Annotated in this window: 21 protein-coding genes; 5 read left to right on the top strand and 16 right to left on the bottom strand. The window is 36.8% G+C overall.

Annotation, left to right across the window (positions count from 1 at the left end; all coding sequences use genetic code 11):
• The first annotated feature begins 216 nt into the window (after positions 1 to 216).
• Entirely contained in the window at positions 217 to 441 is a 225-nt protein-coding gene (locus NTY12_01415) for a hypothetical protein (protein MCX6792661.1), read from the top strand.
• Positions 442 to 487: 46 nt separating this feature from the next.
• Here NTY12_01415 and NTY12_01410 read toward each other — a convergent pair whose 3' ends face one another.
• The 4 genes from NTY12_01410 to NTY12_01395 form a co-directional block, all read right to left on the bottom strand.
• Positions 488 to 1,135, bottom strand: coding sequence for a 50S ribosomal protein L25 (locus NTY12_01410; protein ID MCX6792660.1), 648 nt, complete (start codon positions 1,133 to 1,135; stop codon positions 488 to 490).
• A gap of 63 nt (positions 1,136 to 1,198) precedes the next feature.
• The gene (locus NTY12_01405; protein MCX6792659.1) at positions 1,199 to 2,296 is read right to left on the bottom strand and encodes an FtsW/RodA/SpoVE family cell cycle protein; all 1,098 of its coding nucleotides are present in this window, start codon (positions 2,294 to 2,296) and stop codon (positions 1,199 to 1,201) included.
• A 58-nt stretch (positions 2,297 to 2,354) separates the two neighbouring features.
• Entirely contained in the window at positions 2,355 to 3,263 is a 909-nt protein-coding gene (locus NTY12_01400; GenBank protein MCX6792658.1) for a hypothetical protein, read from the bottom strand.
• A 6-nt stretch (positions 3,264 to 3,269) separates the two neighbouring features.
• A complete protein-coding gene (locus NTY12_01395) occupies positions 3,270 to 5,612 on the bottom strand; it encodes a DUF3160 domain-containing protein (protein MCX6792657.1) in 2,343 nt (780 codons plus the stop codon).
• A 156-nt stretch (positions 5,613 to 5,768) separates the two neighbouring features.
• Between NTY12_01395 and gyrB the strand changes: the two genes are divergently transcribed.
• A complete protein-coding gene (gyrB, locus tag NTY12_01390; GenBank protein MCX6792656.1) occupies positions 5,769 to 7,808 on the top strand; it encodes a DNA topoisomerase (ATP-hydrolyzing) subunit B in 2,040 nt (679 codons plus the stop codon).
• 392 nt (positions 7,809 to 8,200) lie between these two features.
• On the opposite strand, the gene NTY12_01385 is transcribed toward gyrB, so the two are convergent.
• From NTY12_01385 to eno, 4 genes are read right to left on the bottom strand one after another with little or no spacing between them, the layout of a single operon-like run.
• A complete protein-coding gene (locus NTY12_01385; GenBank protein MCX6792655.1) occupies positions 8,201 to 9,283 on the bottom strand; it encodes a prepilin-type N-terminal cleavage/methylation domain-containing protein in 1,083 nt (360 codons plus the stop codon).
• A gap of 1 nt (position 9,284) precedes the next feature.
• Positions 9,285 to 10,349 (bottom strand): prepilin-type N-terminal cleavage/methylation domain-containing protein, encoded by a 1,065-nt coding sequence (locus tag NTY12_01380; protein ID MCX6792654.1) that lies wholly within the window; start codon positions 10,347 to 10,349, stop codon positions 9,285 to 9,287.
• Positions 10,336 to 11,403 (bottom strand): prepilin-type N-terminal cleavage/methylation domain-containing protein, encoded by a 1,068-nt coding sequence (locus NTY12_01375; protein ID MCX6792653.1) that lies wholly within the window; start codon positions 11,401 to 11,403, stop codon positions 10,336 to 10,338. The genes NTY12_01380 and NTY12_01375 overlap by 14 nt, the downstream gene beginning before the upstream one ends.
• A 35-nt stretch (positions 11,404 to 11,438) precedes the next feature.
• Positions 11,439 to 12,701, bottom strand: a complete 1,263-nt coding sequence (gene eno / locus NTY12_01370; GenBank protein ID MCX6792652.1) for a phosphopyruvate hydratase — start codon at positions 12,699 to 12,701, stop codon at positions 11,439 to 11,441.
• A gap of 201 nt (positions 12,702 to 12,902) precedes the next feature.
• Between eno and NTY12_01365 the strand changes: the two genes are divergently transcribed.
• Positions 12,903 to 14,669, top strand: a complete 1,767-nt coding sequence (locus tag NTY12_01365; protein MCX6792651.1) for an ABC transporter ATP-binding protein — start codon at positions 12,903 to 12,905, stop codon at positions 14,667 to 14,669.
• 76 nt (positions 14,670 to 14,745) lie between these two features.
• On the top strand, positions 14,746 to 16,425 hold the full coding sequence (gene metG / locus NTY12_01360) for a methionine--tRNA ligase (GenBank protein MCX6792650.1): 1,680 nt from the start codon (positions 14,746 to 14,748) through the stop codon (positions 16,423 to 16,425).
• 267 nt (positions 16,426 to 16,692) lie between these two features.
• Here the strand turns inward: metG and NTY12_01355 are convergent, their stop codons facing one another.
• The 5 genes from NTY12_01355 to NTY12_01335 all read right to left on the bottom strand — a co-directional run bounded on the left by NTY12_01355 (position 16,693) and on the right by NTY12_01335 (position 18,225).
• Positions 16,693 to 16,842 carry a hypothetical protein gene (locus tag NTY12_01355; protein ID MCX6792649.1) on the bottom strand — a complete coding sequence of 50 codons (150 nt, stop codon included), beginning with the start codon at positions 16,840 to 16,842 and terminating at the stop codon, positions 16,693 to 16,695.
• 8 nt (positions 16,843 to 16,850) lie between these two features.
• Complete coding sequence (locus NTY12_01350) at positions 16,851 to 17,186, bottom strand: DUF5663 domain-containing protein (GenBank protein MCX6792648.1); 336 nt, start codon at positions 17,184 to 17,186, stop codon at positions 16,851 to 16,853.
• An 81-nt stretch (positions 17,187 to 17,267) separates the two neighbouring features.
• Positions 17,268 to 17,441 (bottom strand): hypothetical protein, encoded by a 174-nt coding sequence (locus NTY12_01345; GenBank protein MCX6792647.1) that lies wholly within the window; start codon positions 17,439 to 17,441, stop codon positions 17,268 to 17,270.
• Between the two features lie 28 nt (positions 17,442 to 17,469).
• Positions 17,470 to 17,718: a hypothetical protein gene (locus NTY12_01340; protein ID MCX6792646.1), complete on the bottom strand. Its 249-nt coding sequence runs from the start codon at positions 17,716 to 17,718 to the stop codon at positions 17,470 to 17,472.
• A gap of 114 nt (positions 17,719 to 17,832) precedes the next feature.
• Positions 17,833 to 18,225 carry a hypothetical protein gene (locus tag NTY12_01335; GenBank protein ID MCX6792645.1) on the bottom strand — a complete coding sequence of 131 codons (393 nt, stop codon included), beginning with the start codon at positions 18,223 to 18,225 and terminating at the stop codon, positions 17,833 to 17,835.
• Positions 18,226 to 18,473: 248 nt separating this feature from the next.
• Here NTY12_01335 and NTY12_01330 point away from each other — a divergent pair, with 248 nt between their 5' ends.
• Positions 18,474 to 18,788 (top strand): hypothetical protein, encoded by a 315-nt coding sequence (locus NTY12_01330; GenBank protein MCX6792644.1) that lies wholly within the window; start codon positions 18,474 to 18,476, stop codon positions 18,786 to 18,788.
• Positions 18,789 to 18,861: 73 nt separating this feature from the next.
• Here NTY12_01330 and NTY12_01325 read toward each other — a convergent pair whose 3' ends face one another.
• Genes NTY12_01325 through NTY12_01315 form a run of 3 tightly spaced genes read right to left on the bottom strand, consistent with a single transcriptional unit; the run spans position 18,862 to position 21,657 of the window.
• On the bottom strand, positions 18,862 to 19,431 hold the full coding sequence (locus NTY12_01325; GenBank protein MCX6792643.1) for a histidine phosphatase family protein: 570 nt from the start codon (positions 19,429 to 19,431) through the stop codon (positions 18,862 to 18,864).
• Positions 19,432 to 19,447: 16 nt separating this feature from the next.
• Positions 19,448 to 20,761, bottom strand: a complete 1,314-nt coding sequence (locus NTY12_01320; protein MCX6792642.1) for a hypothetical protein — start codon at positions 20,759 to 20,761, stop codon at positions 19,448 to 19,450.
• The gene (locus tag NTY12_01315; GenBank protein ID MCX6792641.1) at positions 20,758 to 21,657 is read right to left on the bottom strand and encodes a FeoB-associated Cys-rich membrane protein; all 900 of its coding nucleotides are present in this window, start codon (positions 21,655 to 21,657) and stop codon (positions 20,758 to 20,760) included. The genes NTY12_01320 and NTY12_01315 overlap by 4 nt, the downstream gene beginning before the upstream one ends.
• Between the last annotated feature and the right edge of the window lie 8 nt (positions 21,658 to 21,665).

Here is a 21,665-nt window from a genome sequence, read left to right as displayed (position 1 = left end):
TGCGTTAGCACAGAGAGGGGTTAGGGGTGAGTTAGCCCCAAAAAGATCAGGGAGTGAGATAAATTAAAAATTGACAATAATTTAGATATAAGTTAATTTAAATTATTAATTTTGAATTGATCTTTTTAAAAAAATTTCATAAGGAAAATAATAATGAACATTGAAGTACTAACGTATATGTTCCGGGTTGGCTGGATATTAATATTCATAGGAATAATGCTTTTCGCAGCTGAATTCAAAGTTGGTATTTATTTGATTGTGTTATGCTCTCTAAATTTTCTATTCTTAGCAATTGTTCATTTCGCTAAAATAGTTACATATAACACTCAACTTGAATTTCTTCGTTATGATGACAGTCAAAACCTAGCCATATTTTGCTTAATTACTTTAGTTATAACTTTAGTCTTAGGCATATTCTTTTACCGTAATAGAAATGTTTAAACAAAAAAGCCCCGTCATCGACGAGGCTTTTTGAATAATTAAAAAATTATTTCTTCTCTTCCTTCTTCTCTTCTGGCTTATCACCTGATTTTGCGTCAGCAGCAGGAGCTGCAGCGGCTGCGTCGGCAACCGGAGCTTCTTCAACTTTCTTACGCAATTCAATAACGTTAACGACAACATCAGTTGCTTCATGCTTAGAAACAACACCCTTAGGCAATACAATGTCTTTAACATGAATAGCATCACCAATATTTTCTAAGCCTGACAAATCAATCTCAATGCTCTTGATCAAGTCGTTTGGCAAACATTCTATTTCCATGTGGTCAAAGTGTTCAACAACTACACCACCATGATTTTTAACTGCTGGAGCTTCACCAACAAAATTAATTGAGGCTTCGGCAATAACTGTTTCATCCATGTTAACCTTAAAGAAATCAACGTGAATAATACGATGCTTAACAGCTTCAAATTGAACGTCTTTAACAATTACTGGCAATTCTTTTCCATCAGCCAACTTCAAAGAAATAAGTCCGGATTCTCCGCTCTGCTTAAAAACTTTTTCAAAATCAACTCGTCCAACAACAAGTGATTGATTTTCTGTTCCGGAACCGTAAACAACGGCAGGAATATTTTCTTTTAAATCTCTAACTTTTTCTTGACGTAAAGATGCCGTCAATTTAATAGATTCTGTCATACTTTATTCTTTAATCAATAAAACTAAATAAAATTATTTATAGTCCGAAGTTTTAACGAAGGACTATTGTTTAGCAACCGTACGCTGAGTAACACTGTGGATAATCCCAGCAAGGGCTAAGTGGCTAACAAGCGCACTGCCACCATAACTAACAAAGGGCAATGGTATTCCTACGACCGGAAGAATCCCCATATTCATACCAATATTAGTAAACATTTCTATAAAAATCAAGCCCGCACCCCCAACAATGATTAAAGAGCCGAAATAGTTGCGACTTCTAGCTAAACCAGAAAAGAGTCTAAATAGCAAAAGAGCAAAACAGCCAATAACCACCAAAACGCCTAAAAAGCCTAGTTCCTCAGCAATAACCGCGAAAATAAAGTCGGTATTGGCTTCTGGCAAGAATTTTAACTGCGATTGAGAGCCGAAACCAAGACCGCGACCAAACATTCCACCAGCACCAACCGCGATAATCGCCTGCTTAACATTGTAGTTAGAAGAAGAGGCTGATGGCTTTAGGTAGGTCATTAATCTTTCTCGTTGATAATCCTTAAAAGCAAACTGCCAGGCTAAAGCAAAGAGTACTAACAAAATACCAGCAATGGATAATAGATATTTTTTAGGAATATCAACAGCTGAGATAAAGATAACCCAAACAGCAAACAATAAAGCTGCCGAACCAAGGTCTGGCTGTAACATAACCAATACCATTAAAATAGCTGAGAAAAAACCAGTGACAAATAAATGCTTTAAGGGTTGAGCAATGATTGAGGTTTTAGAAAAATAACGCGCTAAGCAAATAATTAAAATAGTCTTCACTAATTCGACTGGCTGTAAACCCAAGCCAAACAATCCAAACCAACCTCTAGTACCGTTAATAACCTTACCAAACAACAAAACGCTAATAAGCAAAATCACAGCTGCTAAATACAAATAATTTGAATAACTATAAAAATTATGAAAATCAGTTAAGGCTAAGAAAAAGAAAATAGCTAAACCAACGACCACGAAAATAATTTGCTTTTGAAAAAACTCCGTATTAGCTCCGCCCTGACCTAAACTAATACTATATATCTCAGCCAAGCTAAGACATAGTAAAATAATGATCGGCGCCGCGTAGAGCCAGTCAATTTTTTTAAAAAAATAGAAAAATGCTTTCATATAAAATCGCTCCGGCTAAATAATATTATTAAGGCCGGAGCAAGTAAAATGCTAATAACTACAATGTAGAGTACTTTAGATAGATCGAATCGTCAATAATGTTAAGATCAGGTAATATTTCTACTTCATTAACACTCGGCAATCTTCCCGGCCAGCTAATCTGAACACTTTTCTCTTCCCCGGATTTAAAATTATTAATCATATAACGATTAACTGCGACAATTTGCCCTTGACTCTTTAAAACAATTGTTAAAGGAACAGTAATATAGCCATAGGCACTATTGTTAGTGATTTTAAAATCTAACTGCCCAAGACTTATTTTCTCCGATAAACCACTTTCCACGCTAGTTGTAAATTTAGCATTTTGAATTAAGAAATTAAAATGCTCTAAACGATACTGGTCCCAGTCGCTAATTGAATGACGATCCAGTCGAACAAAACTCAAATGTTCAACTACTAAACTAGCCGAGGAATTACTAGAGATGCTTTGGTTTAGAGCCATTAAATATTTAGTGTCGCCCGGAAGAACAAAATCATTTGTCGCGCCGATCCTCTGACCATTAACATCAAAATAATAGCTTATATTTACGGCTAAACGAGGATTAGCATTGGTAACAGCGGCAACTAAATCCGAATTATTATTTTGCGTTGGCAAAACTCTGACGTCTGAATAACTAACGTTACTACCTAAATTCATCTTATTAGTAACTAGGCTAGTTGAGGAAGTTAAGTCAATGAATGTTTGCTTATCTTGACCAGCGCCAACAAAAAGATAAGAAGAAAATTGATACAGAGAATAACCAATTGTTCCTGCTGCAGTGATAATCAAGACTACTACCAAGGCAATAAAAAACTTTTTTCGGTTTCTAATGTACCACAAACCAAAATCTAGTTGGTTTGTAGTAAGACCACCGGTGTCGCGATATTTACGTAAACGCTCATCAACTTGTTCGTTTTGTTTAATCATATTTGACTATTGTTCTTTATAGCTAAAAACTGGCCCAGCCGTAAGAATTTTTTTGCCATCTTTTTCATATATTAGCAAAATAATTTTAGGCGAATCAATTGTTTGTCTAATCTTTTGATTTTGTTTTGTTTTGGTGTCATAAAACTCAGTCAGCGTAGTTTTAGTCCCCTCTTTATCTATTTTAAATTGACTAGTTAGATCACTAATAAATTGATAATCTTCGCTTGTAACATTTTCTTTAGCTAATTCTTTCCGCATAATCGTGCGACTAGTTTCCATCTTATTCAACAAGTCAAGAAAACGAACATCATTGTCTTTAACAACCCCTAAGCCAGTTAAGGCGCCAAATAACATTTTAGTATTCGCTACTAACTCATCGGCTAATTTTGTGTTTGGCTCAATATAATTTAATGAGGCGGTACTTCCAGAAACTTCTAAGCCGCTACCACTTTTCTCGCGCGAAACCTGCCAAGTATCTGCTGGTATAACTAAATTAGTCATCGAGGCCAAAGCTGAAGATAATTTGCGCTCAAACCATTGTTCAGTATTACTATAAGGGAAGACTGATAATTTCTCATTAACATAGGCGCCAGCAATGCTAAGTGTTACCCAGAAATTATTGTTATGCCAGTCGATAGTATTAAAAGATTTAAGCTGTTTTTTAATAGCATCAACTTGGGTTAAATACTTTTCATAATTAATATTGTCTAAAATAAACTTACTTTTCGGCAAACGATCTAATACTAAATTAAGAATATCAAAACCAAGACCACGGCAACGGTAAAGGTTGCCAGCAAATTGACATGAAGTGAGATAGCTAAACTGCGCCCCCTTCGCATCTTTTGGCAGATTGTGGTTACCAACCGGATCATTGGTTAATTGGCTATAAAATGAGCGGCTAGGCCAATAAGCTGTTTGCAGCAATCTCATGCCCAATATAGGCTTATCAGCGGCTGATTGGCGAGAATAAGCCCCCTCAGCGGCCTTAAACTCGAGTTTAGCCAGCCCCTCACGTAACTTGATTAAACGATCAAAACTACCTACACCAAAGACCTCTTCCAGTGAGGCGTCTTTAAATATTTCAAGACGCAAATTCTGATAATGAAGATAAGTTAACTCACTTCGCAAGCCAGAGAAGAATGAAATTACTTTATAAATTTTAGCCCATTCATTTTTTAATGACTGACTACTGGATAAATCACTAGCAATCAAATGCGCTGAGCTTTGATTAATTATCCAATCTTCACGATCAAGCAAACAATTTGGACAAGTTGAGTCTTTATAATAAAGTGGGAACAAAGAACTGTACCAGCGACTAACTAAATAAAAGTTTCTTAGCTTAGCACTAGTGGAATATTCATCTGGTATTTTAAAGTCTTGGTAATTTCTTTCATACAACAATAAAGGAGACTTAACTGTTTGTTGAGCGGCTTTGATAAGTTTAATCTCTTGATCTAAGTCGTCTGCTAAATAGCCTGGAACTGAGAAGTCAAAACGAGCTGCTTCGCTAGGCTTAAATTTCTTTGAATCATTAATATCTTCAGTTGAGTTAATTTGATCTTTCTCTGGTCGAAGTAACACTAAGCCAGCAGCAAAATAGGCTGCTTCTAATCTTTCAGCTTCTAGCAATGAATCACTGGCCACGCCAAGCTTTTGCCTTCTCTCTTGATAACGACCGTTAGCTGTATTATAAAGCTCGTTAGTTACACGCCAAACACTATCATAAAAAAATGATGCTTCGACTTCTTTATAAATTTGCTTTAATGAATTCTGATAATAATAAGTCAAAAAATCACTAGTTACTAAGGACGGAATAGATCTCTGATTAAGCTCGGAATATATTCCAAAAAAATTATTATTAGGCTTAGCAAAAGGATTGTTTATTACCCCGAAACCATTTTGATTAAGATTATTAAGCACTGGATCAAGGTTAATCTTACGAGCAGCTTCATAATAGTTTGACACCTGACTCTTAACATTAAGCGGCAGCTTAACGCCGGTGACATTAATAGTTACAGGATCATTTATTTCTTTATAAAAGGAACCGAAAGTTAGATTCTCGCTCTTTATATTAGTTTCCTCGTTTGTCGTGGGTTTATTATTAGGATCTTCACTACCTAAAGTTCCCGGCAAACTAGTGTCAGGTTTTTTTTCTTCAACAACTACTGGCGTATTTTTAGGCGCTTTAAAAATCTTAGTATAATACCACCAGCCTCCAGCAATAATAACAACTAAAAAAGCCAGACTGCCAACAATAAACAATTCCTTGCGGCCAAGCATTGGCTTAGCTGGTGTGTTCTGTGGATTAGACTGACTTGAATTAGAAGTAGTTGGTTGGTCTATAAACATAGGAAAATAGTTTCTTAGATTATAACATAAAAAACTATTTTTAGCCATAAATTTTGCCTTGCTTTTAGGTAAAATAATTGCTATTATTATAGCTGTACAGCCCACCTAAAGACTGATTTTATTTTTTATAAAACAAGGGCTAAAATCTAAAATATTATGGCCAAAGAAAAAGTTAAAAAGGCTCCCGCAGCCAAAGCCTATGACGCTGGCTCAATTACTGTCTTAGAAGGATTAGACCCAGTTCGTAAGCGACCTGGTATGTACATCGGTTCTACTTCCAGTACTGGTTTACACCATTTAATTTGGGAAGTGGTCGACAACGGTATTGACGAAGCCATGGCTGGTCATGCTGATCATATTATTGTCAGCCTTTTGCCTGACGGCATGGTTTCCGTAGACGACAATGGTCGCGGTATTCCAGTTGATATTCACAAAATTACTAAAGTCTCTGCCCTAGAAACTGTTTTAACTAAACTTCACGCCGGTGGAAAATTCGGTGGCGATGGTTATAAAGTATCAAGTGGTTTGCACGGTGTCGGTGTCAGCGTCGTCAATGCTTTAAGCTCTTACTTAAAAGCTGAAGTTCATCTTGGCGGTAAACTTTGGATGCAAGAATATAAAGCTGGCGTCCCACAAAAAAGAGTGGCTGCCGTTGGTAATAGCAAACGAACAGGAACAGTCATCACCTTTAAACCAGATGCAACTATTTTTGAAGAATTAGAATTTAACTGGGGTAAGATTCTTGACCGCATGCGTCAACAAGCCTACCTAAACAAAGGCGTAACAATTAGCGTAATCGATTCAAGAGAAAACCACTCAGCTAAAAAGTTTACTTTTTATTTTGAAGGCGGTATTAAAGCTTATGTTAAAGCTATCCATCGCCATAACACAGTTAAACATGACACTATTTTTTATGTTGATCGCGAAGTAAAAGATGGACAAGTTGAAGTTGCTCTTCAATACAATGACGGCTTTAACGAAAATGTTATTGCCTTTGCTAACACTATCATTAACCCTGGTGGTGGTACTCACTTGATTGGTTTTAAGACGGCTTTAACCAGAACTTTAAATACTTATGCTAGAAATCATAATTTATTAAAAGAAAAAGATGAAAATCTAGCCGGTGATGATGCGCGCGAAGGTCTTACCGCTATTATTAGCGTCAGATTAGTTGACCCACAATTTGAAGGTCAAACCAAAGATAAGTTGGGCAACGCCGAAATGAAAACTGCCGTTGAGCAAGTCATGAACGAAGCTTTCTTAACCTTCTTAGAAGAAAATCCTCGTGAAGCTGAGGCTATAATTGCCAAATGTGTCTTAACCGCTCAAGCTCGCTTAGCTGCTCGTACAGCTAGGGCTACAATTTTACGAAAAGGTGCTTTAGAAGGCATGACTTTACCTGGTAAACTAGCAGACTGCTCATCACGCAAACCAGAAGAATCAGAATTATATATCGTCGAGGGAGACTCAGCCGGCGGTAGCGCCAAACAAGGACGTGATCGCGGCTTTCAAGCTATTCTACCTTTGCGTGGTAAAATCTTAAACGTTGAAAGAGCTCGTTTAGATAAAATGCTTGCCAACAACGAAATCAAAAATTTAGTTATTGCTTTAGGCACTAATATTGATGACCAACTTGATGTAAGCAAACTACGTTATCACAGAATTATTATCATGACCGATGCTGACGTTGACGGAGCGCACATTAGAACTCTTCTACTGACTTTATTCTTCCGTCACTTTGCAGAACTTGTTAGCGGTGGCTATGTTTACATTGCTCAACCACCTCTTTATCAAGTAAAGAAAGGTACAATGGTTCGTTATGCTTACTCTGATGATGAAAAAAATAAAATCATAAAAGAAATTACCAAGGGCGATGACGCTGAAGTGGTTGAGATGGCTGAAGAAAACGCCGAAGATGAAAACAGTGACTCTAGTGAAGAAGAAGAGAGCGAAGGCAAAAAAGCTAAATCACAATCAAGAATCAATATTCAGCGCTACAAGGGTTTGGGAGAAATGAATCCAAGTCAACTTTGGGAGACAACCATGGATCCAAAAACTAGAATGATGAAGCGAGTAACGATTGATGACGCCGCAATAGCCTCTGAAACTTTTGAAATGTTAATGGGCGGCGACGTTGCTCCTCGTAAACATTTTATTCAGACTCACGCCAAGAAAGTTGAGAACCTAGACATTTAACTTTTATCTAAAAAACCGTATCTTAAATGGTGCGGTTTTTTTGTTTTAAAATTTATCTTTTACGCTGCCGCTAGGGCTTACTTTTGTAGCCAAAAGTAACAAAAGCTTTGGGGGCTTCAACTCGCTAGTATTTCTGTTCACTTTTTATATCTTCAATCACGGCGCTCGATTCAGCCCCCAAACCCCTTGTCTCTTCTAATACCTTAATAGCTCTTAGTCTATACAAATATCAATCTCAGTGTTTACGTGAATACAAGTCACCCCTCCCTGCGCTCCGCGCGGGGAGGGGCTGGGGGTAGGGCTAGACTCACGCCAAGAAAGTTGAGAACCTAGACATATAATTTGGAATCAAAAAAACCTGCGTCTTAATTGGCGCAGGTTTTTTTATTATTTTAATTTTTAAGACATCGAAGCGGAAACCCAGATGGCTTAGGTAAAGTGTCACGATAGACAGTGGTCCAGTTAGTGTTAAATCCCCTAGCCCAACTAAGCGTAGTTGGAGCATTTACACTTTGGTTAGTTTGCCAAAAATATGCATAGTTAGACACGCCCGTAAAACTTCCTGCACTATCACGTGAGCCTGCTTTAATTGCCTCAAAGCCCGAAGTCCCGCCAACTTTTAACTGCGTGCCTTCATTATGAGTCCCTCGCAAACCAACTGTATCAGCTTCTGTTTGATTCATGCCCAGATACATTTCCATGGTCTTAACTTCGCTGTCACTTGGCACATGCCAGCCGTTAGGACAAATACCTTTATGCACCGTACTTATCTGAGAAATACAGGTAGTACTGTCACAAGCAACAGGCAAAGCCAACGCTTCATGCCATTCATATAACGCTCCATAACTAACGCAATTTGAAGCAGTATTGCTATAACAATATTTTTCAATAACAGAATCATTAGTTTGGTCGGAATGAGTTGAGCCAGTAGTATTACTATTAACCATCGTTCCGGTATTAAGATTTTGTTTCATCCAACATTGCGAACCAATCTGTACAGTGTCATATTGGCTAGAGTCAGCGTCAGATATTTTTTGACCACAGTTAAAGTTTCCTTCGGGAGAATAAGAAACAACGCCAGCATTAATACCATTAGAGCCAGAACCTAAGCATGTTGAAATAGAGAAAAAAGAATTGTTAGAATTAGATGAATAGCTATAATCATTAGTCGAACAAGTTCCATCATTTCTAGGATTTGGGTTAGACGGAATAGTTCCCATGTAGGTAATAGAGCCGGATGGTGAAACTAAACTGTTACCAGGAGTAATAATAGTAGGATAGCTATTATTATCGGCGTAATATAATTCCAGCGCAGTACTTATCTGTTTTATGTCAGCAACTCTTTTAGCATCTCTAGCTTTAGTACGTGCATTACCTAGAGCTATTATGGCCATGGTAGAGAGTACACCAATAATTGCTATTACTACGAGTAGTTCGATTAAGGTGAAAGCTTTTTTGTTATTAGCTAAAATCATTTTAATTTTTGATACAACGTACCGACACATTATTAGTAGCTCCGTCTTGATATCTCCAAGTTGTTGTTTGAGCTGCATTCAAATAAAAGTAATAAGCGGTGCCACCATAAGGACGTTCCGAAACAGTATAGACACCATAAGAAGTACCAGGCGCAAGAAAAGTTATACCGTCATTGCCACGAGTGCCAGAAAGAATCCCTTGGAAATTGCTTGAACCACCTGGCTTTAATTTTATACCAGCAGAGTTACATTCCCATGTTATACGAGGATAAGAACAAGCGCCAGTTCCGTCCCATAAATAATTTTCTAAAATAGTCCATTCACTATTGGTCGGAATGTGCCAACCATTAGGACAAATACCTTGAGCACCAACAATAATTGAATTATCCATTGCCGCCGTCCACCTATAAAGAGCTCCGTAAACGAGACAATTTGATTCAATATTATTATAGCAAGCTCTACCCAGACCATTGTCAGCTACTGAAGCATCAGAACAGGGTTGACTACCACTATTGATACAAGTTCTATCCGGTTTACTTTTGTTTCTCAAATTTTCTTTCATCCAACATTGTGTACCAATCTGCACGGTATTGTAAGTGTTGCCGTCTATATCTATAACAGTTGCTTGAGCTAAAGGACCACTGTTATTACTAGTGAAGAAAGCACCAGCGCTCATGTTGCCAGAGCCAGAACCAAGACAAGAGCCTAAGCTATAGTTTGTGCCAGTTAAAGAAGATTGATAACTATAATCTACGTTACCGCAGTTACCGTCATTTCTAGGTGTAGGGTTATTAGGTATGGTAGACATATACACTTTAGTACCGTCTGGTGATGTTAGGCTATTACCCGGGGTGATAATAGTAGGGTAGGTATTGTAGTCACTATAATATAGCTCTAATGCTGTAGATATTTGTTTTATATCAGCCACTCTTTTACTATCTCTAGCTTTAGCTCTAGCATTACCAAGAGCTATTATAGCCATGGTAGAGAGTACGCCAATAATTGCTATTACTACGAGTAGCTCAATTAAAGTGAAACCAAATTGTAATTTTTTATTTTGTAGCATTGTATAAAGCTAATACTTCTGTGGCGGATAAAGCTCGATTATAAAGACGAACGTCATCAATTAAAGCATCTGCATAAGAAGAAGCGTAGCTTATACCAATAAGCAGAGGGTTTGCGGCTGTATAAAGATTTCCCACATTTCCAGTGTCCGTACCAACAAGATTGCTATTTATATAGAGTCTTTGTATTGGCCCGCTTTTATCATACGTATGAACAAAAAAATACCAAGAATTTAAAGTAGCCACAGATCCATTTAAAGCTCGCATTGAAACATCTCCATAAAAATAATGAGTTGAACTAGAACAACCTTCTGATATACGTTCTATAAAAATACCACTTCTACCAACAATACCAGGATGAGGTCCGCCACCAGGACCATTACAACTTCTTAGTTTTGCCCAATATGAAACCGTTATAGCAGATTGCGTATTTAAAGCATTCACATTTCCAGTTGCATTTACGTAATCATTAATTCCGTCAAAACTTAAGCAACTGCCGACTTTACAATTAGCCGGATCTTGCCAAACTGGACCGTTAGTTAAAGTTCCTATATTTCCATTACCTGATGAATCAGCTGTAGTCGTACCAGTCCCCTCATCCATTTTCCACCAGCCAATTAAACCAGGAACAGTTCCCATGCCAGAGCTAGAAGCCGAATTAATGCCAGACGGAGTTGAGCTAACTGGATTACCCAAACAAAAATTGAGACTATAATTAGTATTATCTGAAGTAGAAGCGTAGGTATAATTATTATCACCGCACCCTGAGTCATTTCTAGGTGTAGGGTTATTAGGAATAGCAGCCATGTAAACCTTAGTGCCATCAGGAGATGTTAGACTACTACCTGGCGTGATTATAGTTGGGTAATAATTGTAGTCAGAATAATATAATTCCAATGCAGTAGATATTTGCTTTATATCAGCTACTCTCTTACTATCTCTAGCCTTAGCTCTAGCATTACTTAGAGCGATTATAGCCATGGTAGAAAGTACGCCAATAATTGCTATTACTACGAGTAGCTCAATAAGAGTAAAACCAAATTTTTTATTTTTCATCGCAATATAAAATTCACTAACAACAAATCATTAGACTAAAGACTACTATACTTAGCATTTGCTCCGAGCTCAGCTTCAATTTCTAACAAGCGATTATACTTAGCGACTCTTTCGCCGCGCGCAGGAGCTCCAGTTTTAATTTGACCAGCGCCGCAGGCAACGGCCAAATCAGCAATAAAGTCATCACTAGTTTCGCCAGAGCGGTGCGAGATAATAACTTTCATGTTATTTCTTTGTGCTAAATTAATTGTGGCAATAGTTTCAGTCAAAGTTCCAATTTGATTAAGCTTAACTAAGATAGCATTACTAGCTTTGACTTGAATTCCTCTTTCTAAGCGACTTACATTGGTTACATACAAATCATCACCAATAATTTGAGTATTCTTACCTAGTGAACTGGTTAAATTACTAAAAGACTGCCAATCATCATCACCAAAAGGATCTTCGATTGAAACTAATTTATAGCGCTTAGTTAAATCAGCGTACCATTCAACTAATTTTGCAGCATCACGGGTTCCCTCTTTCTTAAGATGATACTGACCATTCTTGTACCACTCAGAGGCAGCCGCATCAATTCCAAAGACAACATCTTTACCTAATTCATAACCGGTCTGTTCTATGGCTTGAGTAATCAATTTAAACGGTGTTTCATTATTTTCAGACACTGGCACAAAACCACCTTCATCACCAACCATGGCTAAACCGGTTTCTGAAATAATTTTTTTCAAAGCATGATAGATTTCTGTACCCATACGCAAAGCTTCACTAAAAGAAGCGGCGCCGATCGGCAGAACCATATATTCTTGAATATCGGTTGCCCAATCAGCGTGACGTCCACCATTGATTATATTCATCAAGGGCACAGGCATAATTGGCAAAGGTCCAAAGTCACCTATCTGACGCAAATAACGGTATAAAGGCATTTTAAGCTCTGTAGCAGCAGCTCTAGCGCAGGCCAAAGACACGGACAGAATAGCGTTAGCTCCGATTTTAGCCTTATTAGGAGTACCATCTAAATCAATCATTAGTTGATCAATCTCAGCCTGATGCTCAACCTCTTTGCCAATCAAAGCTGGAGCCAGGGTCTCATTAACATTTTTTACTGCATGAAGCACGCCTTGACCAGCATATCTTTCTTTACCGTCTCTTAATTCGACTGCTTCATACTGACCAGTCGAAGCGCCTGAGGGCACAGCCGCACTTACGCTAAGTCCGGACTCAAGAGTAATAGTTGTACTAACGGTTGGATTACCGCGGCTATCCAAAATCTCTCGGGCGACAATAGATGAAATCTTCATAAAGATAAATTGTTAGTGGTTAGTTGTTGGTTGCTAGTTGTTGGTAGTTAGGTGTTAAGCGACTAACAACTAACATCTAACAACTAACAACTGTATATCTACAAAACAATTATACAATAATTACCATTTCTTTTCTACCCAAACAACCTAGACAAAACCCCTAATTTACTGTATTCTATACGAACATAACTATAAATTATTATGACCTTAATTCTAAATTATCTAAAAAAATATAAGAAAAGATTAGCGCTCATCCTTGGATTAGCCACAATCAACCAAGTCTTCTCTTTACTAGACCCACAGTTTTTTCGTTTAATCATCGATAACTATATTGGCCATGTAAAAGAGCTTAGTTCTTCTGCTTTTATTAGTGGGGTTGCACTTTTATTACTTGGTTCAGTCACAGCCGCGCTTTTTTCTCGCATTGCTAAGAATTTTCAAGACTACTACGCAAATTATCTAACCAAAACCATTGGCACAACTTTATATTCAAAAGCCATTGAACATTCCATGAGTCTTCCCTACTCTGTGTTTGAAGATCAAAAGTCCGGCGAGATTCTACAAAAGATTCAAAAGGCTAGAATTGATAATGAAACTATCATTACTAGTTCAATTAACATTTTATTTGTTTCAATCATTGGTCTATTGTTTGTGTTAATTTACGCCTTAACCGTCCACTGGTCGATCTTCTTGATGTTCTTTTTGTTATTGCCAACGCTTGGTGGTTTAACTTTCTTTATCAGTAAAAAAATAAAACAAGCTCAGCAAAATATTGTTATGCGCATGGGCTCTCTAGCTGGTTCAACTACTGAAACTTTGCGTAACGTTGAATTAGTTAAAAGTCTTGGCTTAGAAAAACAAGAGACCGATCGTCTGAACGAAGTTAACTTACAAATTCTTGGTCTAGAATTAACTAAGATAAAATTAATTAGAAAGTTAAGCTTTATTCAAGGAACTTTAATCAACCTTTGCCGCTCAGGAATTTTATTCCTTATGTTTTGGTTAATTTTTAAAGAGACTATCTCAGTAGGACAATTCATGAGTTTACTTTTCTATTCTTTCTTTATTTTCAACCCACTCTATCAATTAAGTGACGTAGCCTCCCAATATCAAGAAGCCAAAGCCAGCAACGAAGTTTTAGATAAGATTCTTAAAATGCCACCAGAAAAAACCGAAGGCAGAACTAAGGAACTTAGTAAAATACAAACCTTGGCTTTTGAAAACCTAGATTTTAAATATGGATCTGAAGCAAAGCCAGCTCTAGCTAATATTAATTTAACTATTAAAGCCGGACAAACCGTGGCCTTTGTTGGACCATCAGGTGCTGGTAAAACCAGTTTAATAAAATTACTACTCGGACTATATCAACCAAGTAAAGGCTCAATAAAAATTAACCAAGAAAATCTTTTTGATTTTAATCCAATTACTTTTAAACAAAAAATTAGTTATGTATCACAGGATACACAACTTTTTGCCGGTACAATTAAAGATAACTTATTATTTGTAAAACCTATTGCCTCAGATAAAGATTGTTTAGAAGCTTTAGAGCAAGCGGCGGCCTTGAGTATTATTAGCCGCGGCACTGATGGCCTTGATACTAAAATCGGCGAAGGTGGTCTTAAATTATCAGGCGGCGAAAAACAGCGTTTAGCAATTGCTCGCGCCTTATTAAGACAACCTGACTTAATAATTTTTGATGAAGCGACTTCTAGCTTAGATAGCATCACTGAACATGAAATAACAGAAACAATCAAAGCTATTACTAAAGCCAAACCTGAGCTAATCACTATTTTAATTGCTCATCGTTTATCCACTATTATGCATGCTGATGAGATTTATGTGCTTGAAAAAGGCTCAATCTCTGAATCTGGTAGCCATGAAAACCTCTTAAAAGAGCCAGGGCTTTACAATGCCTTGTGGCGCCAGCAAAAAGGCGAAGAGAACCAGTTGTTAGTTGATAGTAATTAGTCGTTAGGGCAGTAAAAACGTACATTTCCCCAACAACTAACAACCAACAACTAACTAAATATGTTATAATTTTACTATGTTAAAGAAGAAAGTATTTATCGGTGTAGCCTGGCCTTATGTTAACGGCAATCTACACTTAGGCCATTTGGCTGGTTATTTATTACCAGCTGATATTTTTGCGCGCTTTAATCGTTTAATTGGTAATGATGTTTTAATGGTTAGTGGATCTGATTGCTTCGGTACGCCAATTGCTTTAGAAGCTGATAAGCGCAAATTAGCGCCAGCCACAGTCGTGGAAGAATATCACACTAAAAACGTTGATTTATTTAATCACCTTAATCTTAGTTTTGATATTTATACCAAAACCGACAACCCAGTTCACAAAGAAGTTGTGCAGGATGTTTTTGTGACTTTAGTTAAAAAAGGTTTTATCTACAAAGATAGCTCTGAACAATATTATTCTGAGAGCGAAAATAAATTTTTACCTGATCGTTATGTTGAAGGAACTTGTCCACGTTGTGGTTTTGCTGAAGCTAGAGGTGACCAATGCGATAATTGCGATTCCCTCTTAGCGCAAGGTGAATTAAAGAATCCAATTAGCAAATTAACCAAAGCGCCGGTTACAATTAAATCTAGTGAACACTATTTCTTTGCCTGGGCAAAGCTAGAAGATTTCCTAAAAGATTATCTTAAAAATTATAGTGGCGCTTGGCGCGAATGGATTAAAAACGAAGCAACGCGCTGGCTGAACGAAGGTTTAAAAAGCCGGGCTATTACACGCGACCTTGATTGGGGTATTGAAATCCCGATTGATCGTTTAGCACCCGATGAAATAATTGAAGGAGCTGGACAAAAAAGAATCTATGTTTGGTTTGAAGCGGTTATTGGTTATCTCTCAGCTTCTATTCAATATTCACGAGAACATAATAATGAATCATGGAAAGATTTTTGGTACAATCAAGAAGCTGGTCATTATTATTTCATGGGTAAAGACAACTTAGTTTTCCACACACTTTTTTGGCCAGGCCAGCTTCATAGCTATGACGAAAAACTAAATCTACCCAACTTCCCCGCCATTAACCAATTTCTAACTTTAAACAATCGAGGTTTTTCTAAGAGCCGCGGTATAACAATTGATCCAAGAAAAATTTCCGACAGTTTCGGCCTAGATGTAGTTCGCTTCTATTTAACCTTAATCATGCCGGAAAACTCTGACAGTGATTTTACTTGGTCAGATTTTATTGTTAAAACCAACAACCTACTTATTGCTAACCTAGGAAATCTTATTAATAGAACCTTGAAATTAGCAGAAGGCTTAGATTTTTCAATGATGACCAACAAAGATGTTATGGAAATAGTAAAGCTTTATCTTAAGAAGATGGAACTTGGCAAAAAACTAATTAGCAACTGCCAATTTAGAGATTACGCTGAAAACATACTGGCCTTATCAGCCGAAGGCAACTTATATCTTTCTAAAGAAACTCCTTGGAAAATAAAAGATGATGCTAATAAATATCTAGAAATAATGTTTACTCCTATGGCCATTATTGTTGCTTTAGCAACCATGATTAAACCGATTGCTCCTGAGGCGGCCGATAAATTAGAAAAAATGCTTGGCCTAGAAGTAGCTGATTGGCCAGATGAAGAAACTATCTTTGAGTTGATTAAGAAAATAAGAATAAACAATATAGAACCACTCTTTAAGAAAATCGAAGCCGACGCAGAGGCAGAAAACTTTAACGAAAAATACGCCTAACTCACCCCAACCCCTCTCTGCCCCTTCGGGCAAAGAGGGGAAATTATAAATATTTGTTCTATTTTATAAAAGTAATATATACTTTAATTATTTTAATATCCGCTGATAGTTTATTTTTTATAACATTACCAATGACATCAAATATAAAAATGTTAAATGAAAATTTCCCCTCTTTACGCGTAAGCGTAGAGAGGGGCTAGGGGTGAGTAATACAAAAAAAACTACCAGGATTCAATGGTAGTTTTTTATTGCCTATAAACTATTAAACTAATCTTCAAAAACCTCAGCTAAAGCTTTTCTTAAATCATCCGAATCATTAAAGACACTTCCAATCGCTGCATCAGCAATAGAATTAGACTGACTATCTAAACGATCTCTAACACGACCTGAACTGAAAGATGGGTTTTCAAGATTCATAGGTTTAATTAAAAATTAATTTCTTCTTTTAAGTTAACAATTTTCTCTAAGATCAGACGACGCAAATCAGGAATTGCTAAACGCAAGAATTCACTTGTACCTGCGCCGTCACCTTCTTCTAAAAGCTCTTCCAACTGCTCTAGCTGATCATCGGTTAAATTATCAAATATAGTCTGACTAATTTCACGGTTAATCTTATCAACCAAGTCTTGCTTAAACGATTCAAAACTAGGCTCATCCATTGAGTCTTTAATTGATTCGTTGATTAATGATTCGGCTAAATAATTAGCAAGTTCAGTTTGATTTTGTAGAGGGTCCATAGCTTTATCCACACAGTATAACATATTATAAAATATTCTCAATCAACAAAATAGTCCCGTACCATAAGGTACGGGACTATTGTAATTTCAAAGTTTAAATTAGGATTATTTCTCTAGCATTTCTACAACTCGAGAATTCTTAACAGCTAGTTCAGCAATCGTGGCCTTATTCTCAGTTGTTAAATTATTATAAAACTCATTATGCTTCTCAGTCGGAAAACTAAAAGAGTTATTTAAATTTTCAGTCTTAGATAGATTCTCAAATTCATTAAATCCCATATTTTTATTATATAAAAATTAATTAAGACTATTCCTCGTCATTTCCAGTTAAAACTTCTTCTAAAAAATGAGAAATCTTTTCGGAGTTGTTCTCTCCTAAAAGCTCCTCAAATATTTCTAGCTTGTCATCAGGAATACGACTAATAATAAAGTGGTTAATCTTTTCAATCGCATCTGTTTTGAAGGCCTGTTTAGCTACTTCATCAGATGGGTCAAGATTTTGCTCTTTCATTAGACGTTCGACAAGCGTATCGACGGCTTGAGAATAATCAGGCATAGGGATGAATAAAAAATTATTTACCATTAAATAGTATCAGAAAATGCCTTAAAAGTCAAGGCACAGCGCAAAAAAAAGACGAGCCCTAGCTAGGGCTCGTCTTTAAAAAAATGCTTACATCTTTTTAAGTTCTTCTAGTTCTTTATTAATTTCGTCAATTGCTTTTATAGCGTTTGCTCGTCTTTCCTCGAGACCTGGGTCTATTGCTTCCATTGCTTTAATAGCTTTAAATCTTTTATCTTCCCATTCATCTTCGTATTCTTTTAAAGCTTTTGCTGCGGCTTCAGCTGAAATAGCTCTACTAGCTTCTATAACCCTAAGAGCATCTTCATAGTCTTTTTGGGCCTGCTTTATACCCTCAGTAGCAGTGTCCATTTTGTCAAATAGTTCCTTATCGTGGTCAAAGTGCACACCATCTAGAACATCATCTGCAGCAGCTCTAACGGCTGGATTGCCATCTTCTGCTACTTCATCCTTCTTGTCTTTATCGACAACAGGAGGTGTCATTGTGTTTAATGCATTGTCCATAGTTTTCATATTGTTAGTGAATATTTAATTAATTTATTAATATTTTATTTATATCACGTTTGATATATCTTGTCAATAGGCATCTAAAATATGCTTATTTTAGGGCTTTTTCAACTAATTATAGAATAACATAGATATAGACAAGAAACAATGTTGACAACAGTAATTATTAGTAGTAAACCATAAGTAGGACGAAGGAGGCCCCGGGGGCCCCAAAAAATCGTTCTTTGACAATTATGAAAAATACAAAAAAACAACTGAAGGACTTCACTATTGAAGAACTGTTACAAGAATACAACCCAGCGTTCAGGTCAAACGATCCAAACAGAAAAAAGAATACTGGCGTTATTGGTGAAGCCGTTCTAGAAAAAATCAAAACCAATAATGACTACAAACAAGTGTTTATTCTGACAGATTTTGGTAATGATCTAAATATTCATTGCCTAAATAAATTTGACATCACCGATGTCATCGATAAGATTTTCGATTCAGTAACTCTAATTTTAACCAAAGAAGGTTTAAAGAGACTGAATTTAAATTGACTCGTCGCATAGCTAGTATATCTTTACATATATACAACCCTACGCTTCGAGTCTTTTTTCTTTTCCAAAAAAACTAAATCTTAATTGCCTTCTTAGGCAAATCAACTATTACGACTTTACAATTTGGAATATCCTTTTCATTCAAACGATCAATCGTTCTATTACTTAGACGTTTAAAATATCCTTGAATTACCGCAATAACTGTTAAATGCGAAACAACTAAAACTGTTTTATAATCTTTGGCGATTAAATCATTTAAAAATAATTTAACCCTTTTTTCTAAATCAATATAAGACTCGCCTCCTTTGGGTGCGATCGCCCACGGCTCTTTGCTTTTGTCTCGCCAAGCATAAAATAAAGCCGCGCTTTTATTTTCAAACTCCCCCATCAACCTATCATTCAATCTTTTATCAGCTATCATTTTTACTTTATGATAGCGGTTGATTATTTTAGCGGTTTGTTCGGAACGAAAAAGCTTAGAAATATAAATTACATCAATTTTTTTCTTAGCCAATTTTAACGCTACCTCGCTTGCCTGTTTTTTGCCTAGTGGGGTTAGGTACACCTTTTTGCTTGGCAAGCCATTACAAAGATCTTTAAGATTATAATTACTTTGCCCATGGCGTACTAGAATCATTTTCATGTGAAGTCTATATAAATTAATCAAATAGAACTGAGTAGTTTTTCTTTGGCTTTGGCGTGACGGTCGGAGTGCTTACTGGGGCTGGTTTAGCTGGAGTTACTACGGGTGCTTTTGGCTTAACTGGTGCTGGCTGAACAATCTTTAGATTTGTTGTTGTTTTTTTAGTAGTGGTCGGCTTGGTCGCAGTCGAAGGCGCACTTGGTGTAATTTTAGGAACCACCGGAGCAGACGGCTCTACAGGCGCTGCTGGTGTGGCTGCTTTTTTAGATGGCTGCAATGGATTATAAAGCACAGTAAACTTGTCACTTCGGACATTTCCAGCGGCATCAAAAGCTTTTATCTCAATAACGTTTTTACCAACCACCAAACTCTTAAGACGCAAATTATTTATTTCCTTATCTTTAAAAATCATCTTCGTTCCATTCCAAATCTCATAAATAACAACACCTGACAATCTATCAGTCGCCTTAGCTCTAATCACGGGCAAGAAAGAATCATTTTGACGGGGTAAAACAGTAATAGCATTGGATGATGGCATTTCGTTATCAATATTTATCTTGAAGTGAAGCGTCTTTAACCAGGTAGAGTTTTGATCTTTAGCCCGAACATGAGCGTACCAGGTGCCACTAGTTAAGTCTCTTTCAATAGCTGATGAAAATTCTGTTACTGCGGAATCAGGAACTTCAAAATTAGCAATTTGATTAAAAGCATAAGCCACAGCAGTTACGCCTTTATCCGCTTTCCAAAAAATTGAAGCGGTTGTTTTATTATACCATTTTGACTGGTCAGGATGACTTGAAGAACTTAAAGCAAGGTTAGCCGCAGAAGCCAAGGGTTTTCCGGCGATAGAAATAGAACGATTAGTCCCTGCACTTGCCAGACCTGTTCCCTTGCCGTCATGCGCCAAGGCCACTAGACTAGTTGCTTTAAAAGGCATAGAACCGGGTGCCTTAGATTTAAAATTAAAACCGATCAATCTACCTTGAGGGCCATTATAGGCTGGATTAAGAATCACGCCCTTAAAAGTAATTTTGCCGTTAATATTATCAATTGCTGGTGACTGCACCCAGAAATTAATAATACATTTATCAGGTACATATTTTGTCACCTCAATAAGACTAGGATCAAAATCAACAACTGCCTCAACAGCATTAACTGTTTTATTTTGTGTATCAATGTTAAGTGTGACATAGCCAGACTCCCCAGTTTTATAGGCGGTCTTGTCCATTCTAAAGTAAAAATTAGCGGCGCTCGCCGAGTTAGCAAAAAAAGTCACCATTATAATAGCGACAAAAAAAGTAAATAAAAGATTTAATCTAAAAAATTTCATTTTTTATTTTTTATAAAACGGTATATTACGAAAGCAGCTGTGACTAATATAATAATGAGGCCGGCCGCCAAGTAATACAGATTATTTAAAGTATTAGGCTCAGGAGGCAAAGAAACAATTTTTTGGTTGCCACTTCGGTCAACGGCTTTTATAAAAACATATTTGTTTCGCGACTGATCTTGCAAGGCAACAGGACTAGTAGCTTTCCTCCAGTCATCATTCTCAGGCTTACTCAACAATGACTCTTGAATTTCATAATGATCAATACCTGAACCACTATCTTGTGCTGAAAAAATAGCCACCCACCCAAGCTTAGTGTCAGGCATCTTAATAATACTAAAATCAATATCAGTTGGCGCTACTTTATCATCTGCCTGATAATTTACATTTTCAGCTAAGTGATCAAAATTTATTGCTAGAGTTTCTGGCTCGGTAATAATCTTTACAGACTCACCTTGATTGGCATAAGCCTGTACATTCTTAAATGATAAAGTAACATTGCCTTTGGCTTGCGATTTTATATTAAATGACAAAACTAAACCGGGTAAAACGCTCGGCGTGTTAGCAGCATATAAGCCTGAGAATCCACCAGGAATAATGCCTGAAAAAACCAATGAACCATTATTAGAAATAACTGGCTGATCCAGCCAAGCTGAAATAATTGATTGCCCATCATTAATATCCGATAGTGTAGCCTGACCAGATGAAACGAATAATTCTCCACCCAAAGCATTAACTTTTTCGTCTGGTGAGTCTAGTAAAATTTCAATTTTACCGCCACCATTTTTTTGAATAGTTTCAAGATCAGTTTTTAATATAAGCTTAGCTGCCTGAGCTGGTAAAACTGCTAGGAGTAAGGCGAAACTTAAAAATATTGTAGAAAAAATGTATTTCATAATTATTA

The sequence above is a fragment of the Candidatus Falkowbacteria bacterium genome, assembly GCA_026396835.1.
In the GTDB taxonomy this organism is placed as follows: domain Bacteria; phylum Patescibacteriota; class Patescibacteriia; order Patescibacteriales; family Patescibacteriaceae; genus Patescibacterium.
Note: the sequence above shows the minus strand (reverse complement) of the source record. Positions and strands in the feature narration are given on the sequence as shown.